14 protein-coding genes are annotated in these 15,295 nt (G+C 49.5%); 11 read left to right on the top strand and 3 right to left on the bottom strand.

Annotated elements, in window-relative coordinates; translation table 11 throughout:
- Nucleotides 1-101 precede the first annotated feature (101 nt).
- The 3 genes from IE181_RS10305 to queE all read left to right on the top strand — a co-directional run bounded on the left by IE181_RS10305 (nt 102) and on the right by queE (nt 2,802).
- Nucleotides 102-1,346 carry a dicarboxylate/amino acid:cation symporter gene (locus tag IE181_RS10305; RefSeq protein WP_191252669.1) on the top strand — a complete coding sequence of 415 codons (1,245 nt, stop codon included), beginning with the start codon at nt 102-104 and terminating at the stop codon, nt 1,344-1,346.
- A 132-nt stretch (nt 1,347-1,478) separates the two neighbouring features.
- Nucleotides 1,479-2,171: a 7-cyano-7-deazaguanine synthase QueC gene (gene queC, locus IE181_RS10300; RefSeq protein WP_191252667.1), complete on the top strand. Its 693-nt coding sequence runs from the start codon at nt 1,479-1,481 to the stop codon at nt 2,169-2,171.
- Nucleotides 2,161-2,802, top strand: a complete 642-nt coding sequence (gene queE, locus IE181_RS10295; RefSeq protein ID WP_191254178.1) for a 7-carboxy-7-deazaguanine synthase — start codon at nt 2,161-2,163, stop codon at nt 2,800-2,802. Before queC ends, queE begins: the two co-directional genes overlap by 11 nt.
- Nucleotides 2,803-2,849: 47 nt before the next feature.
- On the opposite strand, the gene queF is transcribed toward queE, so the two are convergent.
- A complete protein-coding gene (gene queF / locus IE181_RS10290) occupies nt 2,850-3,314 on the bottom strand; it encodes a preQ(1) synthase (RefSeq protein ID WP_191252659.1) in 465 nt (154 codons plus the stop codon).
- 260 nt (nt 3,315-3,574) lie between these two features.
- On the opposite strand from queF, the gene hspQ reads away from it, so the two are divergent.
- From hspQ to IE181_RS10250, 8 genes are all read left to right on the top strand, one after another.
- Nucleotides 3,575-3,901: a heat shock protein HspQ gene (gene hspQ, locus IE181_RS10285; RefSeq protein WP_191252657.1), complete on the top strand. Its 327-nt coding sequence runs from the start codon at nt 3,575-3,577 to the stop codon at nt 3,899-3,901.
- Nucleotides 3,902-4,136: 235 nt separating this feature from the next.
- On the top strand, nt 4,137-4,982 hold the full coding sequence (gene sseA, locus IE181_RS10280; protein ID WP_229819319.1) for a 3-mercaptopyruvate sulfurtransferase: 846 nt from the start codon (nt 4,137-4,139) through the stop codon (nt 4,980-4,982).
- 21 nt (nt 4,983-5,003) lie between these two features.
- Nucleotides 5,004-6,182, top strand: coding sequence for a cystathionine beta-lyase (gene metC / locus IE181_RS10275; protein WP_191252655.1), 1,179 nt, complete (start codon nt 5,004-5,006; stop codon nt 6,180-6,182).
- Nucleotides 6,176-6,865 carry a molybdate ABC transporter permease subunit gene (gene modB / locus IE181_RS10270; RefSeq protein ID WP_191254174.1) on the top strand — a complete coding sequence of 230 codons (690 nt, stop codon included), beginning with the start codon at nt 6,176-6,178 and terminating at the stop codon, nt 6,863-6,865. Before metC ends, modB begins: the two co-directional genes overlap by 7 nt.
- A complete protein-coding gene (locus tag IE181_RS10265; RefSeq protein WP_191252632.1) occupies nt 6,865-7,938 on the top strand; it encodes a molybdenum ABC transporter ATP-binding protein in 1,074 nt (357 codons plus the stop codon). The genes modB and IE181_RS10265 overlap by 1 nt, the downstream gene beginning before the upstream one ends.
- Nucleotides 7,939-8,056: 118 nt before the next feature.
- Entirely contained in the window at nt 8,057-9,940 is a 1,884-nt protein-coding gene (pepF, locus tag IE181_RS10260; protein WP_191252623.1) for an oligoendopeptidase F, read from the top strand.
- Between the two features lie 147 nt (nt 9,941-10,087).
- Nucleotides 10,088-11,452, top strand: a complete 1,365-nt coding sequence (locus tag IE181_RS10255; RefSeq protein WP_191252621.1) for a DUF1800 domain-containing protein — start codon at nt 10,088-10,090, stop codon at nt 11,450-11,452.
- Nucleotides 11,453-11,464: 12 nt separating this feature from the next.
- Nucleotides 11,465-12,625, top strand: coding sequence for a DUF1501 domain-containing protein (locus IE181_RS10250; RefSeq protein WP_191252619.1), 1,161 nt, complete (start codon nt 11,465-11,467; stop codon nt 12,623-12,625).
- Here the strand turns inward: IE181_RS10250 and IE181_RS10245 are convergent.
- Together IE181_RS10245 and IE181_RS14705 are read right to left on the bottom strand one after the other, a co-directional pair.
- Nucleotides 12,603-13,319 (bottom strand): DUF599 domain-containing protein, encoded by a 717-nt coding sequence (locus IE181_RS10245; protein ID WP_191252617.1) that lies wholly within the window; start codon nt 13,317-13,319, stop codon nt 12,603-12,605. The two genes, IE181_RS10250 and IE181_RS10245, sit on opposite strands and share 23 nt — an antisense overlap.
- Nucleotides 13,319-15,286, bottom strand: coding sequence for a M10 family metallopeptidase (locus IE181_RS14705; RefSeq protein WP_191252615.1), 1,968 nt, complete (start codon nt 15,284-15,286; stop codon nt 13,319-13,321). The genes IE181_RS10245 and IE181_RS14705 overlap by 1 nt, the downstream gene beginning before the upstream one ends.
- Nucleotides 15,287-15,295 lie beyond the last annotated feature (9 nt).

Raw genomic sequence — 15,295 nt, 5'->3', positions numbered from 1 at the left:
TCTGCCCATAACAAACATTCCCAAATTCCGGAAAGTTCTTGCGCGACACAAAAAATACATTATCCCTAGTTCGCAATCAAAAATTAGGGGAGAAATAGTCAATGGCACGTGCCTGGTTTGATATAGTCCTGTGGAAACGTATCCTCATTGCGCTGATACTCGGCGTAATTGTTGGCTCCTTCTGGGGAGAAGGTGCAACCAGCATTAAATGGATTGGTGATGTTTTTGTCCGTTTGATCCGTATGATCGTTGTACCCTTGATCTTCCTGACACTGGTTTCCGGCGTAGTTGCCATGGGCGATCCGAAACGCCTTGGCTCGATCGGCCTAAAAACCTTGGCCATGTATATGGGCACAACAGCAATTGCAATCTGTATCGGTCTTTCGCTGGGTGCAATCATGCAGCCTGGTGTCGGCGTAGACCTTTCAGGAGCAACACCTGAAACGCTGGCCGAAGCTAAATCCCTGACCGACCGGCTTGTTGGCATTGTCCCGACTAATCCGGTACAGGCGTTTGCAGAAGCGGATGTTCTTGCCATCATATTCTTCGCCCTGATGTTCGGTGTGGGTATTCTCCTGTCTGGCGAGAAGGCGAAACCAATCACAGATGTTATCGACTCCGCGGCCGAGGTGATGTTGAAAATAACTCACTTGGTTATGGAAGTTGCCCCTTTCGGTGTATTTGCGCTTATTGCTGCAACGGCCGGGACAAAGGGTATTGCGGCCCTGGCTGACGTTCTGACACTGGCGCTTGCCTGTACAATCGGCTTTGTGACTCATGTTCTTGTAACCCACACAATCATCATTAAATTTATTCTTGGCTTGCCACCGGTACGCTTTTTCCGCGGCGCCCTGGATGCCCAGCTTGTGGCCCTTTCCACATCTTCAAGTTCAGCAACTTTACCGGTTACTATGGCAGTTGCAGAAGATAACCTTGGAATCAAACCTGCTGTCGCCTCGTCGGTTCTGCCGCTCGGCGCCACTATCAATATGGACGGCACGGGCATTTATGTCGGCATCGTCGCCGTATTTGCTGCACAGGCGTTTGGCATTGACCTGACGCTTGTTGATTACGGCCTGATCGCTTTGACGACGACACTTGTGTCGATCGGCACAGCGGCTGTTCCGTCAGCAAGCCTGTTCCTCTTGGCTGCTGTCCTCGGCGTCATCGGCGTTAGTGTAGACCAAACCGCTATCATCGTAGGCTTCCTTCTACCATTTGACCGCCCTCTTGATATGATGCGTACTGTCGTCAATGTGACTGGTGATCTATCGGTCGCAAGTGCAGTCGCAAAATGGGAAAATGAGATGGACGAAGAGACATTCCGCGCTCCGGCTGTCGAGTAAAACATTTTTTTCTTTGCAAACAGTATCGCCGGGGGTAAAACCCCGGCGATTTGTTTTTGAAAGCACCCATAGTATAGGAGCTTTGCCCTACAGTAGCTTTCCGTCTATGATACTCGCAACCAAGAGGCAGACATGACACAGAAAAAGAGAGCAATCGTCCTTCTTTCCGGAGGGTTAGATAGCGCAACAGTTGTCGCCATCGCGCAAAACGAAGGCTATGAGGTCTATGCCCTGAGCTTTCGGTACGGTCAGCGACACAGTATTGAGCTTAGCGCAGCGGAGACCATCGCGCAGCACCTGAACGTGAAAGAACATAAAACCGCCACGCTTGATCTGCGTCTATTTGGTGGTAGCGCACTAACAGATGACATCGACGTTCCAAAAGATGCAGTGGAAACAGATGAAATTCCTGTCACCTATGTCCCTGCACGTAATACAATTTTTCTATCGTTTGCCCTTGCTTATGCCGAAGTTGTCGGCGCGAAGGATATATTCATCGGTGTGAATGCACTGGATTACAGCGGGTATCCCGACTGTCGCCCTGATTACATTCAGTCTTTCCAGGAAATGGCAAACCTGGCGACGAAAGCGGGTGTAACCGAAGATGTAGCCCTGACAATCCGTACGCCTCTGATTGATATGACAAAGGCAGAAATCGCCAAAGCAGGTACAGATCTTGGCGTTGATTATAGCCTGACGATCAGTTGTTATGATCCAGATGAAACCGGGGCAGCCTGCGGACACTGTGACAGTTGCCTGCTGCGTTCCAAAGGCTTCAGAGAGGCTGGAATACCTGACCCAACGCGGTATCAAGATGGTCTATAGCGTTAAAGAAATTTTCTATACACTGCAGGGCGAAGGTGCCAACGCCGGGCGACCAGCTGTCTTCTGCAGGTTTGCCGGTTGTAATTTATGGACAGGGCTAGAGCGCGACCGCCAAAATGCAATTTGTCAATTTTGCGATACTGACTTTGTGGGAACCAATGGTATCAATGGCGGAAAATTTAAAACGGCTGTAAGTCTTGCGACAGCGATTGCAAATGAATGGCCAACAATCAATGATCCTGCCGGCCCTCCCATGGTAGTCTGCACAGGTGGCGAGCCTCTTCTGCAGCTTGATACCGAACTGATTGATGCCTTGCACGCCAAAGGGTTCGTAATTGCGGTGGAATCTAACGGCACGATAGAGCCGCCAACAGGCATTGATTGGTTATGCATTAGCCCCAAGGCAGGATCAGACATGATTGTTGCCTCTGGGCAGGAGCTAAAGCTTGTCTACCCACAAGCAGGAAACTCGCCCACAGACTTTGAACACCTCCAGTTTGATCATTTTTATCTGCAGCCCATGGATAATCCAAATCAGGCCCAAAACACTGCAGAGGCAGTCAGGTACTGTTTGCAGCATCCACTGTGGCGACTGTCGCTACAAACCCATAAGATACTAGACATACCTTAACCACCCAGGCAGGCAATCACATAAAACTGCCTGCCCCAGTTGGCATGTTAGCCGCGACCGCGATACGGTGCTACGCCTGTGTCTGGTATCCAGACACCTGCTGGTGCCTCGCCCGTCTGGAAAAACACATCAATAGGAATACCGCCACGCGGATACCAGTAGCCCCCCAAACGCAGCCATTTGGGATTCAGTTCAGCGATCAGACGTTCTGCAATGCCGACGGTACAGTCTTCATGAAAGGCTGCATGATTGCGAAATGACTGCAGATACAGCTTCAATGACTTACTTTCGACAAGTAAAGCATCAGGAACATAATCAAGTACCAGATGTGCAAAGTCAGGCTGACCTGTCACTGGACAAAGGCTGGTAAACTCCGGACAAGTAAAGCGCACCATGTAATTGCTGTTTGGACGTGGATTATTCACAGTCTCCAAGACCGCCTTTTCAGGCGAATCCGGGGCTTCAGTTTTTGATCCAAGGGCATCAAGTCCCTGATAGATATTCTCTGACATTGGAAGTCTCCATATTTTTCGCTCGCTATGCAGATTTTTTTACATGCTGTCAAAGTTTTTTCACCGACAATTCACTCGGTAAACTAATAACTTAGCATGCAACCCCCTGAAAATATTATCAAAACATTAATAACCCTGAACATTTTGAGGGAATTTGTTCAGCAAATGTTAATGGTGCCACACTTATAGTTTAATCAAGTTGAAACCCAAAAGGGTTATGCCGTTAGTCAGGAATATTTAGTTCGGCAAAGGAGAGTGTAATGGCAAAAATACATATAGCACAGTTTGCTCCCGGTCAGATCGTCAAGCACACAGCATTTGGCTATCGTGCCCTGATATTTGATGTGGATGCAACTTATAGCCAGTCTCCAGAGTGGTATGACATTATGGCTGAAGGTAAGCCGCGCAAAGACCGCCCATGGTATCATATTTTGGTCGATGGTGAAGATCACACAACCTATGTTGCGGAGTGTAACCTGGAGATTTGTCACGAAACGGACTGCTTTGAGCATCCAATGATGGATAGCCTGTTTGACCCGGCCGCACATTCCGTCAGTGATTACGCAGCACGTTTTGTCGTGAACTAAACGAGTTTGGAATAACATTTCGCAAACGTGGAGAACTCCCCCCCCCCTTGTTTCTCCGCCCCCCAGTTTTGAGTTTTGTGTTTAGAGTATAGTTCAGAGTACATGCGAAATGTGGAAAGGGACGCCTCCTACGGCGTCCCTTTTTTATTACTTCAGATAATCTTGTCTGCCTTGAGCATTGCACTTGATATATCTAGTCCCTAAAGTCGTTGCACTGTGCTTGAGGGAGATACATATGATGACGCCGCTTGTTTCAACTGACTGGGTCCTGGACAATCTTGATACCATCACTGTGCTTGATGCAAGCTGGCATATGCCAGATAGTGGACGCAATGCACAGCTGGAATATTATGAACTTCATATTCCAGGTGCGATCTATTTCGACATTGATGTAATCGCAAATCATGAAAGCAGCCTGCCCCATACACTGCCGACGGCCAAATTCTTTGCACAGGCGATCGAATATCTCGGTATTCGTAACACTGACACTCTGGTAATCTATGACAGAAGTATGGTTCGTTCCGCGGCGCGGGCGTGGCAGATGTTTCTTCATTTCGGCCATAGGGAGGTTTACGTCCTTGATGGAGGTCTTGAGAAATGGATCAACGAGCAAAAGCCTCTTAGTTCCCACATCAATCGGACTTATTCGAATTATCCTACCCCCGAACGTTTTGGCAATAAATTTTGCGCCTTCAACAAAGTCCTGGAAGCCATTGATAACGAAACACAAATCATTGACGCCAGACCATCTGACAGATTTGAAGGCACCGCGCCTGAACCACGCCCGGGACTGCGGTCTGGACATATACCCGGTAGCCTGAATGTACCCTTTTCCTCCCTCTTTAATGAGGATGGAACCTATAAGGATATAGAAACACTGCAAGGCATCTTTACCGAGGCTGGACTTGACTTTACCAAGCCAGTAATCACAAGCTGCGGTTCGGGTGTAACGGCCTGTGCTTTGAGTTTGGCACTGGCAATACTAGGCAAACACGATGTAACCGTTTACGACGGGTCATGGACGGAATGGGGCATGCGTGATGACCTTCCCATTGAAACAGGACCGGCACCTCGGAAATAACTAAAACCAAGATCAGGATTTATGAGTAAAATAGATACGAAATTCGTCACCGCTGGCCGCAAAAAAGAATGGACCAGCGGGATTGTGAACCCACCAGTGTACAGGGCTTCTACCTGCATATTTGAAACCTATCAGGATTTGCAGGAGGGACTAAAGAACCCATCGGCCAAAAAACTGTTTTATGGCCGTAAAGGTACGCCAACACAGTGGGCACTGACAGAAGCAATTACTGAGCTTGAGGGCGGTGAAGGAACAATCCTGTATCCGTCAGGCATGGCTGCTATTGCTGGCGCTGTTCTTGCGCTCGTCAAACAGGGCGATCATATATTGATCCCTGATAGCGCCTATGATCCCACGCGCCACTTCGCCAATACATTCCTGAAAAAAATGGGTGTGGAAAGTAGCTTTTACTCGCCGAGAGCAGGCGCCGATATTGAAACGTATCTGCAACCAAATACTTCCGTCATTCTAATGGAAAGCCCAGGCTCTCTGACATTTGAAATACAGGACATTCCTGCGATTGTAAGCGCAGCCAAGGAACGCGGCATCAAAACTGTTGTCGACAATACCTGGGCGACACCCTTGTTTTTAAATCCCCTCGCCTTGGGCGTGGATATCTCAGTCCAGGCCTGCACCAAATACATCTGTGGGCACAGCGATGTTATGCTCGGCAGTGCAACAGCCAACAAAGCTACCTTCCCGGCACTACAGTACGGCTCCTACGAACTGGGGCAGACTGCATCGGCTGATGATGCCTATCTGGCATTAAGGGGCTTGCGGACAATGGGTGTACGCCTGAGACAACACCAGGAAGGTGCTCTAACCGTCGCCAGATGGCTGGAAAGTCACGATATGGTGCATGCGGTCAACCACCCTGCCCTTGAAAGCAGTCCGGATCACGCTTTATGGAAGCGCGACTTTAAAGGATCAACTGGCCTGTTCTCCTTTGTCCTGAAAAAGGGGAAGGAAGCAGATAGCGGCGCCCTTGTAGATAATCTCAAGTATTTTAAAATGGGCTTTAGCTGGGGCGGGTATGAAAGCCTGATATTACCAAGCAACCCATCAAATGCCAGATCAGTCAATACATGGCAGGCGCCTGGGCCGTTATACCGGGTTCATATTGGTCTTGAGGATACAGATGATCTTATACGTGACCTTTCAGAAGGTCTGGAACGGTTCAGGGAGCAAAGTAACTGGTGATCACACCGGCAGAGGGACAAGCACTATGGCTAAGCGTTAAGGTTGCCCTTGTCGCTGTGACAGTAGCCTTGCCCTTTGCCGTCTTTGTCGCATACGCCTTTGCGCGTTGGTCATTTCCGTTCAAGTCGTTTTTGAACGTTCTTGTTCATATCCCTTTGGTGGTTCCGCCTGTGGTGATTGGATATTTACTGCTTGTCACCACGACACCTACCAGCAAATTTGGAGGATGGCTGTCAGACCTTGGGCTGAACCCATCCTTTACTTGGGGCGCGGCCGCCATTGCCAGCGGAGTTATGGCGTTCCCCCTGATGGTCCGAGCGGTCCGGCAAGCTTTTGAGAGCCAGCCAATAGCCCTGACCGAAATTGCCGAAACTTTAGGAGCCTCCAGATACCGGCGCTTTCTTACAATCAACCTTCCTTTAGCCGTGCCCGGCATCTTGACGGCCACTGTTCTCGGTTTTGGACGTGCGATTGGTGAGTTTGGCGCGACCATCACCTTCGCAGCAAACATTCCCGGCGTAACGCAAACCTTGCCGCTTGCTTTATACACTGCCGCGCAGTCACCGGGCGGTGAAGAAGCCGCATTTAGGTTAACGCTTTTATGCTTGATCCCTGCTGTTATCAGCCTGATCACCTCAGAGTGGCTAACACGGCGACATTATTTCAGAAATGAGCAGCGCTGATGACCACAACACTAACTGCAGATATTCGCTGGTCTATACCCACTAGCCTTTCTCTCAAGGAAGGTACTAACACCGGACAAGCATGTTTTACTGTGCCGAGCGGCATCACAGTTCTGATCGGGCCATCAGGCAGCGGGAAAACAACCCTTATGCGCATGATTACTGGTCTGTCTGACATAACAGCTGGGAAACTAACCCTGCAGGGCCAGAATATAGCCGCCTTACCCGCATATCGTCGGCAAATAGGATATGTCCCGCAGTCCCCCACCCTATTTCCGCATATGTCTGTACGTGCCAACATTCTATACGGCGCCAAAAAGGACACCGATATCTCTTTTTTGGTAAATGAACTAAGTCTGCCCGACCTTCTGGACCGCAAACCGTCTTCTTTATCAGGCGGAGAAGCAAGACGTGTGGCTATTGCACGGGCCCTTGTGTCTTCACCACGTCTGATGCTGTATGATGAACCAACAAGTGGTCTGGACCCGGTTAAGCGTGCGTCCACGCTTTCACTCATTCGGACTGTTTCGAGGAACCATAATGTTCCTGCTATTGTCTCTACACATCTAATAGATGACATGATGCCGATCGCAGACTATGCGCTGCTGATGGATAATCAGTCGGTTGTTCTGGAAGGCAGCTTGGAGGATGTGCTGGATGCCCCTGAAACCACTGAAGTATTGGGGCTGGAAGATGGAGGAAGTCTGATCGCTGCCCAAATAACCGGCGAAGACAATGGATTAATCGAAGTGTCACTAGGAGGTCAGCCCTTGTGGTTATCCGGGGCTTCCCGAACTACTGGTGACCACGTACACATGCGTATTCGCGCCCGTGATGTTGCAATTGCTAAAGACAGGCCTGAGAATATCAGCATTAACAACTGTCTGGCCGTCACTGTTCAGGATTTAAAGCCTGCGAGTACTGAAACTATCGTCACAATGTTGGTCGCAGAAACAGATACCGTATTAAAAGCACGCATTACCCAAAAGTCAGCAACCGCGCTGGCCCTGAAGCCAGGGGATGCATGCTTTGCACTTATCAAGGCAGTTGCCGTCTGGCACCGTGAAGACTGACAGCCTTTACTGCGTCAGATCAGGACACCCGCTTCACCGGACATGAACTTAAGTTGGTTTGCCAGCCACTTTTTTCTGAGTACAGTTACATCTGAAAATAAAAATTGGGAGGAACATAATGTTCGCGTCAAAGAAACGCATTCTAAAAGGAATGATGGCAGGAACCGCCCTGTTTGCAGGGCTGGTTGCCCCTGTCGTGCAGGCTGTTGATATAGAGGGGCAAATTCGCTGGGATTTGACAGATTTGTATGCATCAGGCGATGCATGGACCGCCGCACATGACAAAGCACTCGAAGACATTAAGGGATTGGCCAAATATCAGGGCACTCTCGGCGATAGCGCAGAGCAGTTACAAAAAGCCAGCGACGAAATATCCGCCGTTTACAAAGAAGTTATCCGCCTTTTCGTTTACGCAACACTTAAGGGTGATGAAGATATGCGCGAGTCTGCCGATCAGGAACGCCTTAGTCAGGCGCGTTCATTATTCGCGAAAATGGGACAGGCGGTTGCATTCACCAATCCTGAAATTTTAACCGTTGGGTCCGAGAAAATTGAGTCCTTCATCAAATCAAATCCCGGACTGAACAATCATGCATTTACACTGCGTGACACACTGCGCCGTGAAGATCATACACTTGGACTCGAAGCCGAAGGCGTGCTGGCTAACGCCGGAGAGACCTTGGCAGGACCGCAAAGCATCTACGGCCTTCTGGCGAATGCTGCGATCGAGTGGCCTACCGTAACCTTGTCAACAGGCGAAGAAGTTACCCTTAATCAGGCGGGCTACTCGAAATACCGTGCCGTTCAAAACCGTGACGACAGAAAGAAAGTGTTTGATGCCTTCTGGTCAACCTGGAAGAAATATGAAGCCCCGCTTGGTGCTACGCTTGATAACCATGTGAAAGGCCACATTTTCACAGCCAAATCCCGGAAATATGACAGTGCTCTGGCAAGCGCTACATCAGGATCGAACATCCCAACTACTGTGTATAAGGAATTGGTAGCAGCTGCGAATGAAAACCTCCCTGCCATGCATGCATACCTGAAACTGCGGCAGCGGATGCTGGGACTGGATGACCTGCACTATTATGACATTTATCCTGAATCAACAGCACTGGACCGAGAGTTCAGTCTGGATGAGGCTAAGGAACTGACACTCCAGTCCCTACAGCCCTTCGGTGAAGAATATCTAGCTGCCCTTCGGGAAGGGTTTCAGCAGGAATGGATGCATGTATATCCCCAGCCAGGTAAACGCCCCGGCGCCTATATGTTTGGATCCGCCTATGATGTACACCCGTATCTTCTGCTGAACTATAATAAAGGTTTTGAAGACGTTTCAACCTTCAGCCATGAATGGGGGCATGCTGTTCACACCATGCTGTCCAAGAAAAACAACAGCTTTGAAAACTTCTCCTATTCAACCTACACAGCGGAACTGGCGTCTACGACAAATGAAGTCCTTTTGCAGGAATATCTGTTAGCCAAGGATTTGTCAGACGAGGAACGTCTCTATTATATCGACCGTGCACTGGAAGGCATTCGTGGTACTTTCTTCCGGCAAACCATGTTCGCAGAGTTTGAACTTAAAATTCATGAACTGGCGGAAAGCGGCCAACCGCTGTCCGGTCAGAAAATGACTGAAATTTATCTGGAATTGCTTAAGAAGTACCACGGCCATGACCAGGGCGTGATGACCATTGACGATGCTTACGGTATCGAATGGGCCTATATCCCGCACTTCTATCGAAACTTCTATGTTTATCAGTATGCTACCAGCATCACCGGCGGCACTGCCTTTGCAGAACGCATGCGTGAAGGGGATGGTGATGCAACAACAGATTATGTCAATGTGCTGAAGGCAGGCGGGTCAGAGTACCCTTACTATCTACTGCAGAAAAACGGCATCGATCTCGCCACGCGTGAACCATACGACATTCTAATTGGCCGTATGAACAGACTGATGGAAGAAGCATCCGACATTCTGGACCGCATGGGAAAATAGAAAATCGAGACTATTCTTGAGATCAAGGCCGGGGATGAATTCCCCGGCCTTTGTTTGTTCATCCTGCAGCAAGAAACAGTCTATAAAGTAAAAAGGGTAATTCCAGCGTCTGCGTATAAGACACTATAAGGGACAAGGATTTCCATAATGCCAGATACTGCAGCGATAGTATTAAGTCGGTTTGGTATGGGCGCGCGCCCCGGGGAGCGCACTAAACTGATCACCAACCCTGCTCAGTGGGCACAAGACCAACTGCAAGTGAACACCGGTATTGATCCCGTCTTCGCTGCCCTACCTAGCACGCAAACTGCAGCCAGCACATTTTCTGAATTCAGGGATCTCCGAAAAAAAGGGACAAAAGCAGGACAGGAAAACTTAAGCGACGAGGCGAAGGAGATACGAAAAACGCTGCGTGACATTGGGCTGGCAGAGATAGACGCCCGCATGACCGTCGGGCTGACAACTCAAACCCCCTTTGCAGAGCGTCTTGTTCGGTTCTGGTCCAATCACTTCGCCGTATCGTCCAAACGCCAAAAAATTGCCCCAATGGTCGGTGCATTTGAACGCGAAGCCATCCGCCCTAATCTGTCAGGGTCGTTTCTGGACTTGCTGATCGCAGCGGAACAGCACCCGGCAATGATCATGTTTCTGGACAATGAATTAAGTGTTGGCCCCAACAGTAAAGTGGGGCTGCGACGAGACCGCGGCCTGAATGAAAATCTTGCACGGGAAATATTAGAATTACATACACTTGGTGTGAATGGTGGTTATTCACAGGAAGATGTAACCAGTTTCGCCCGAATATTAACAGGCTGGACAGTGGCAGATGGCAAACGCATTGAAGGCCCGCTTGGCAGTTTTCAGTTTTTCCCTAAAATTCACGAGCCTGGCACGCATCAGGTTTTAGGGAAGAGCTACGCCGAAGGTGGCATCACACAGGGACTATCGGTACTGAACGACCTTGCCAATCACCCGGCCACGGCCCATTTTATTGCATCCAAGCTGGTTAAACATTTCATTAGTGACGTACCCAAACAGTCCGATGTAGACAGAATTACAGATGTATTTCAGGAAACTGAAGGACACCTGCCATCAATACATGCTGCCTTACTAACACTCCCCAGCGGTTTCACTGCACCACTGCAAAAAGCAAGATCGCCCGAGGCCTATATCACTGCTACTCTGAGGGGGATAAACCATATACCGCCAAAACGCGGCCCCTTACAGCAGGCAATGAAAATGATGGGCTACAAACCCTTCGCTCCTGATGGACCGGATGGTTTTCCTGACACATCGGGTGAATGGCTATCTGGCGCGGCATTATTACGCCGCATTGAATGGGCAGATACACTCGGTGACAAGTTCGGTAGTACCGTTGATGCCAGGTCCCTAATGGCTGATCTTTACGGTGGTCTTTTGTCTGATGAAACAGAAACAGCGATCAGACGTGCAGAATCAGGAGCACAAGGGCTAGCAATTGCCCTTGCAAGCCCTGAAATGATCTTCACCTGAGGAGAAGCATAAATGACACTTAATCGGCGTGACATAATTCGACTAATCGGGGCAACGGCATCACTCACAGTTATGCCCAGTCTATCCCTGCCATCCGGCGCATCCACACCGGCAAAAAACCGATTTGTTTTTGTCATGCTTCGTGGCGGTATGGACGGGCTGCACGCCTTTCCAAAATTGGACGACCCCCACTATCAGGCGCTGCGTGGTTCCCTGACGGACGGTGTTTCTTTATCCCCTCTACACAGTGGCTTTTCTGTCCACCCAGAACTGGACGTAATCCATGACCTATTCCACCAAAACCAGGCTTTGATTATACACTCCGTGGCCAGCGCCTATAAAACCAGGTCACACTTTGACGCGCAGGATGTTCTGGAACTGGGAACAGCACACCTTGTATCCTCTGGTGATGGCTGGCTTGGTCGTGCCGCAAATCATATGGCAGAGGACAACGCTGCAATCGCGATTGCACAAAGCCTGCCACTAGCCTTACGGGGTGGGGCCGGCGTAAGCAGTTGGGCACCATCTAAACTGCCAAAGGCAGAAGCAGACTTGATAGAGCGACTGGGTGACTTGTACCAAAACCATCCCCAATTGGCAGAAGCCTTGCAAGCCGCAACAGACGCAGATGAAACAGCCATGATGATTGGAGGGAGCGGGCAACCATCAAACGCCACGACCGCCAGCCTAGCTGAAGCCGCAGGAAAGTTATTAAGCACTGGCAACAAATACCAGATGGCGATGATGGAACTGGGCGGCTGGGACACACACAATGGCCAGAAAAACAGGATCGCAGGGCAGCTTAGAAAATTGAATACCCTGCTCAAAAGTCTTCGCACTGGTCTTGGCGATGAATGGCAAAACACAGTCATTGCGATTGCAACAGAGTTTGGTCGTACTGCAGCCGTTAACGGTACAAATGGAACTGATCACGGAACCGCTTCAACTGCCATACTGGCTGGTGGTGCCGTCAGGGGTGGGCAGATTGTAGGGCATTGGGCCGGACTTGATACACTTTATGAAGGACGCGACATCACCCCAACCACTGATATTCGCAGCCTTTTTAAATCAGTAATGGTTGACCATCTAGGGCTTTCAGACACAGTAGTGAACAACAGCATTTTTCCTGAAAGTCAGGACGCGAAACGCCTTACAGGTCTGATACGGACCTGATTGCAGCCAGCGATTTCGATGAAAACTCCCGTCGTGCCAGGATCGCAACCACAAGTACCGTTGAAATCATAAACAGTACCGGGTCAAAAATCCACGCAACCGCTGCCAGTGCAAAAAAATACGCCCGAACGCCACGATTAAAATGGTGGCCTGACAAAGAACTGATGGTGGCAGCAGCCTCTGCTTTCCTGATAGATTTCTGTTCACCCGCGTCTTCAGGCTTGGGGAGCCCACCGATCAATATCGAGCAGTAGTTCGCAAGCCTGACTGACCATGCAAACTTAAAGAATGCATATACAAAAATCGCAAGCAAAACACCCAGTTTTATCACCCACATTTCTGCAGTATTCGCAACAATGAATGGTAGGGACGAAAAGGCTGCAGACAATTCACCAGTATAGCTGATGCCCGCAACAATACCGCCAATTACAAATATCGTAGTAGACGCGAATAAACCAACACCGGTGATTAATATCTGCATAACACCTGTATCAAGCATACGGATTTCACGCTTTAAAGATTCTTGTAGCCATGCTTTGCGCTGCTGATCCATCGCGGAAGAAATGGATTTATGACGCAGAGGGCTATTGTCCGCGAGAAAAGTGTAAACGCTCCAAATCACCAGAAAGAAACCAAACGCCACTAAATCAAGCGTAGTCAATACTGTCGTAATCGCATCAATCAATTGGGTCATCAGGAAAATACTATTGTCATTGTATCAATGTCTGTGGAGGTAAGGCCTAGCAGCAAAATACTGTTCCCGCCCCCAAGGTCGACAAACAAACCGGTATCTGTCTGAACGGCTATGCTAGAAAAATCAGGAACCGAAGCCAGTGCGGTTTCAGACAGATCCAGAATATCTTCCGATACGGTAAAGTCTTCGACAACATCAACACCAGTCGATGCAGAGAAAGCAAAAACATCCTGCCCCCCACTGCCCGCCAATGTATCATTGCCGCCGCCGCCCCAAAGCGTGTCATTACCATAGCCGCCAATCACATGATCATTGCCAGCACCGTTATAGATAAGGTCTTCCCCATTACCACCCCACAAACGGTCATCGCCGGCCCCGCCGAACAGCGTGTCATTACCCCCTTCACCGAATAAGGTATCCGCACCTGTGCTGGTACCGGCATAAAGAACATCTGCGCCGCCCCCGCCGTGCATTTCATCATGCCCCAAGCCACCACCCAGAATGTCATTACTCGCGTCACCTATAACCAAATCATCGCCACTGCCGGCCCAAATGGTATTTCCGCCACGTGTCAGGGGATTTTCTTCGCCAAAGTCAAACACGCCATTATTTGACACTGCGTCATCATTCCAACTTCCACCAAGGAGAGTATCATCCCCGTTCCCACCGAATAGCAGGTCACGACCGTCATCTATTGCGCCAACATCTTCTGCAACACCCCCAACGAGGAAATCATTGCCGTCACCGCCACCAATTTTGTCATTGCCCCTGCCCCCAACATATAAGTCGGCAGAAACATCATCCGCCCCAGCGAAGAAGGTATCGTCCCCTTCACCACCGTCGGCATAGTCGGACCCTGCACCCCCGACAAGGGTATCATCGCCACTATCACCGTTCAGGTCATCATCACCAGCACCACCTAGCAACCGATCATCGCCTGCCAAGCCGTGAAGACGGTCTGCGCCGTCATTTCCTTCCAGCTTGTTGGCTAGAGCATTCCCTGAGATACGGTCATTTCCAGCCCCTCCGAAAGCGTTTTCCAGTATAACCTCTGGCGGCACATACACACTGAAACTATCTTCCCATTCACGGGTACCGTCCCAATACTCAATTACAGTCCCTACGTCCTGCCAATTACCCGGCATCAGATTAAGAGTGACATTTTTACTGCCTGTTACTCCAAGCGTATCAATACCGCTGGTATCCCACAGAGTCTGATAATGGGTTTCGCCTGTATCAAAAGTATGAACCGTATTGCCTGCGTTCACTCCATTTGGGTTTACGCCGTACAAGGATTGCAACGCCAGTATATCCATATACATGAAGCCGTTTGGCTCGATACTTGTCCAGGTAGCCTCAGGATACCGTGCTGATACCTCGTACGACATGATCGTATAGTCATTACCGTCAAAATCACTATCAAGCTTGCCGAAACCATCCTCAGCCTCATGCGGGTGTTTCAGGCCAACAGCATGTCCCAACTCATGGATGATCGTTGATCTGATATAATCATCTGTTGGATCAAGATTCTGAGAAAGAAGCCAGATGTCGCCCGACGCATGGGCACTGGCAGGCAAATATGCCCACGCGACATTTTCTTCTGCGTCTATGCCTGTCCATGCAATTCTAATTGTACCGGCATAAGTACCTCTGTCATCGACTTCAACGAACTGCAAATTCGTCAGCATTTCGATTTCAGCCAGTGCATCCCGAAAAATGCGTTCTTCCTCATCACCTATAGGCCTGAAATCAACATTAGGCTCCTCATCGGGTCCATATCCCAAAGAAGGATGACTACTATATGTGCTAGTCAGTGTCGGAATAGAAAAAGTCACAATTGTCTGCGCTGAACCCGGTTCGGCACTGAACTTTGTACCGTAGATAACACCATCAAATATCTCACCGCTGGGACGAACAAACTCAGCATCCGGACGGGAGTAGACATTACTTGTTTCTGAAACTGACATTTAAAGATG

Origin of the sequence: Kordiimonas sediminis (assembly GCF_014656395.1) — a bacterium.
Taxonomy (GTDB): domain Bacteria; phylum Pseudomonadota; class Alphaproteobacteria; order Sphingomonadales; family Kordiimonadaceae; genus Kordiimonas_A; species Kordiimonas_A sediminis.
Note: the sequence above shows the minus strand (reverse complement) of the source record. Positions and strands in the feature narration are given on the sequence as shown.

What these genes read in the sequence shown, in the direction of transcription:
- IE181_RS10305 (WP_191252669.1), top strand. Translation starts at nt 102, where the DNA reads ATGGCACGTGCCTGGTTTGATATAGTCCTGTGGAAACGTATCCTCATT.
- queC (WP_191252667.1), top strand. Translation starts at nt 1,479, where the DNA reads ATGACACAGAAAAAGAGAGCAATCGTCCTTCTTTCCGGAGGGTTAGAT.
- queE (WP_191254178.1), top strand. Translation starts at nt 2,161, where the DNA reads ATGGTCTATAGCGTTAAAGAAATTTTCTATACACTGCAGGGCGAAGGT.
- queF (WP_191252659.1), bottom strand. Translation starts at nt 3,314, where the DNA reads ATGTCAGAGAATATCTATCAGGGACTTGATGCCCTTGGATCAAAAACT.
- hspQ (WP_191252657.1), top strand. Translation starts at nt 3,575, where the DNA reads ATGGCAAAAATACATATAGCACAGTTTGCTCCCGGTCAGATCGTCAAG.
- sseA (WP_229819319.1), top strand. Translation starts at nt 4,137, where the DNA reads ATGATGACGCCGCTTGTTTCAACTGACTGGGTCCTGGACAATCTTGAT.
- metC (WP_191252655.1), top strand. Translation starts at nt 5,004, where the DNA reads ATGAGTAAAATAGATACGAAATTCGTCACCGCTGGCCGCAAAAAAGAA.
- IE181_RS10265 (WP_191252632.1), top strand. Translation starts at nt 6,865, where the DNA reads ATGACCACAACACTAACTGCAGATATTCGCTGGTCTATACCCACTAGC.
- pepF (WP_191252623.1), top strand. Translation starts at nt 8,057, where the DNA reads ATGTTCGCGTCAAAGAAACGCATTCTAAAAGGAATGATGGCAGGAACC.
- IE181_RS10255 (WP_191252621.1), top strand. Translation starts at nt 10,088, where the DNA reads ATGCCAGATACTGCAGCGATAGTATTAAGTCGGTTTGGTATGGGCGCG.
- IE181_RS10250 (WP_191252619.1), top strand. Translation starts at nt 11,465, where the DNA reads ATGACACTTAATCGGCGTGACATAATTCGACTAATCGGGGCAACGGCA.
- IE181_RS10245 (WP_191252617.1), bottom strand. Translation starts at nt 13,319, where the DNA reads ATGACCCAATTGATTGATGCGATTACGACAGTATTGACTACGCTTGAT.
- IE181_RS14705 (WP_191252615.1), bottom strand. Translation starts at nt 15,286, where the DNA reads ATGTCAGTTTCAGAAACAAGTAATGTCTACTCCCGTCCGGATGCTGAG.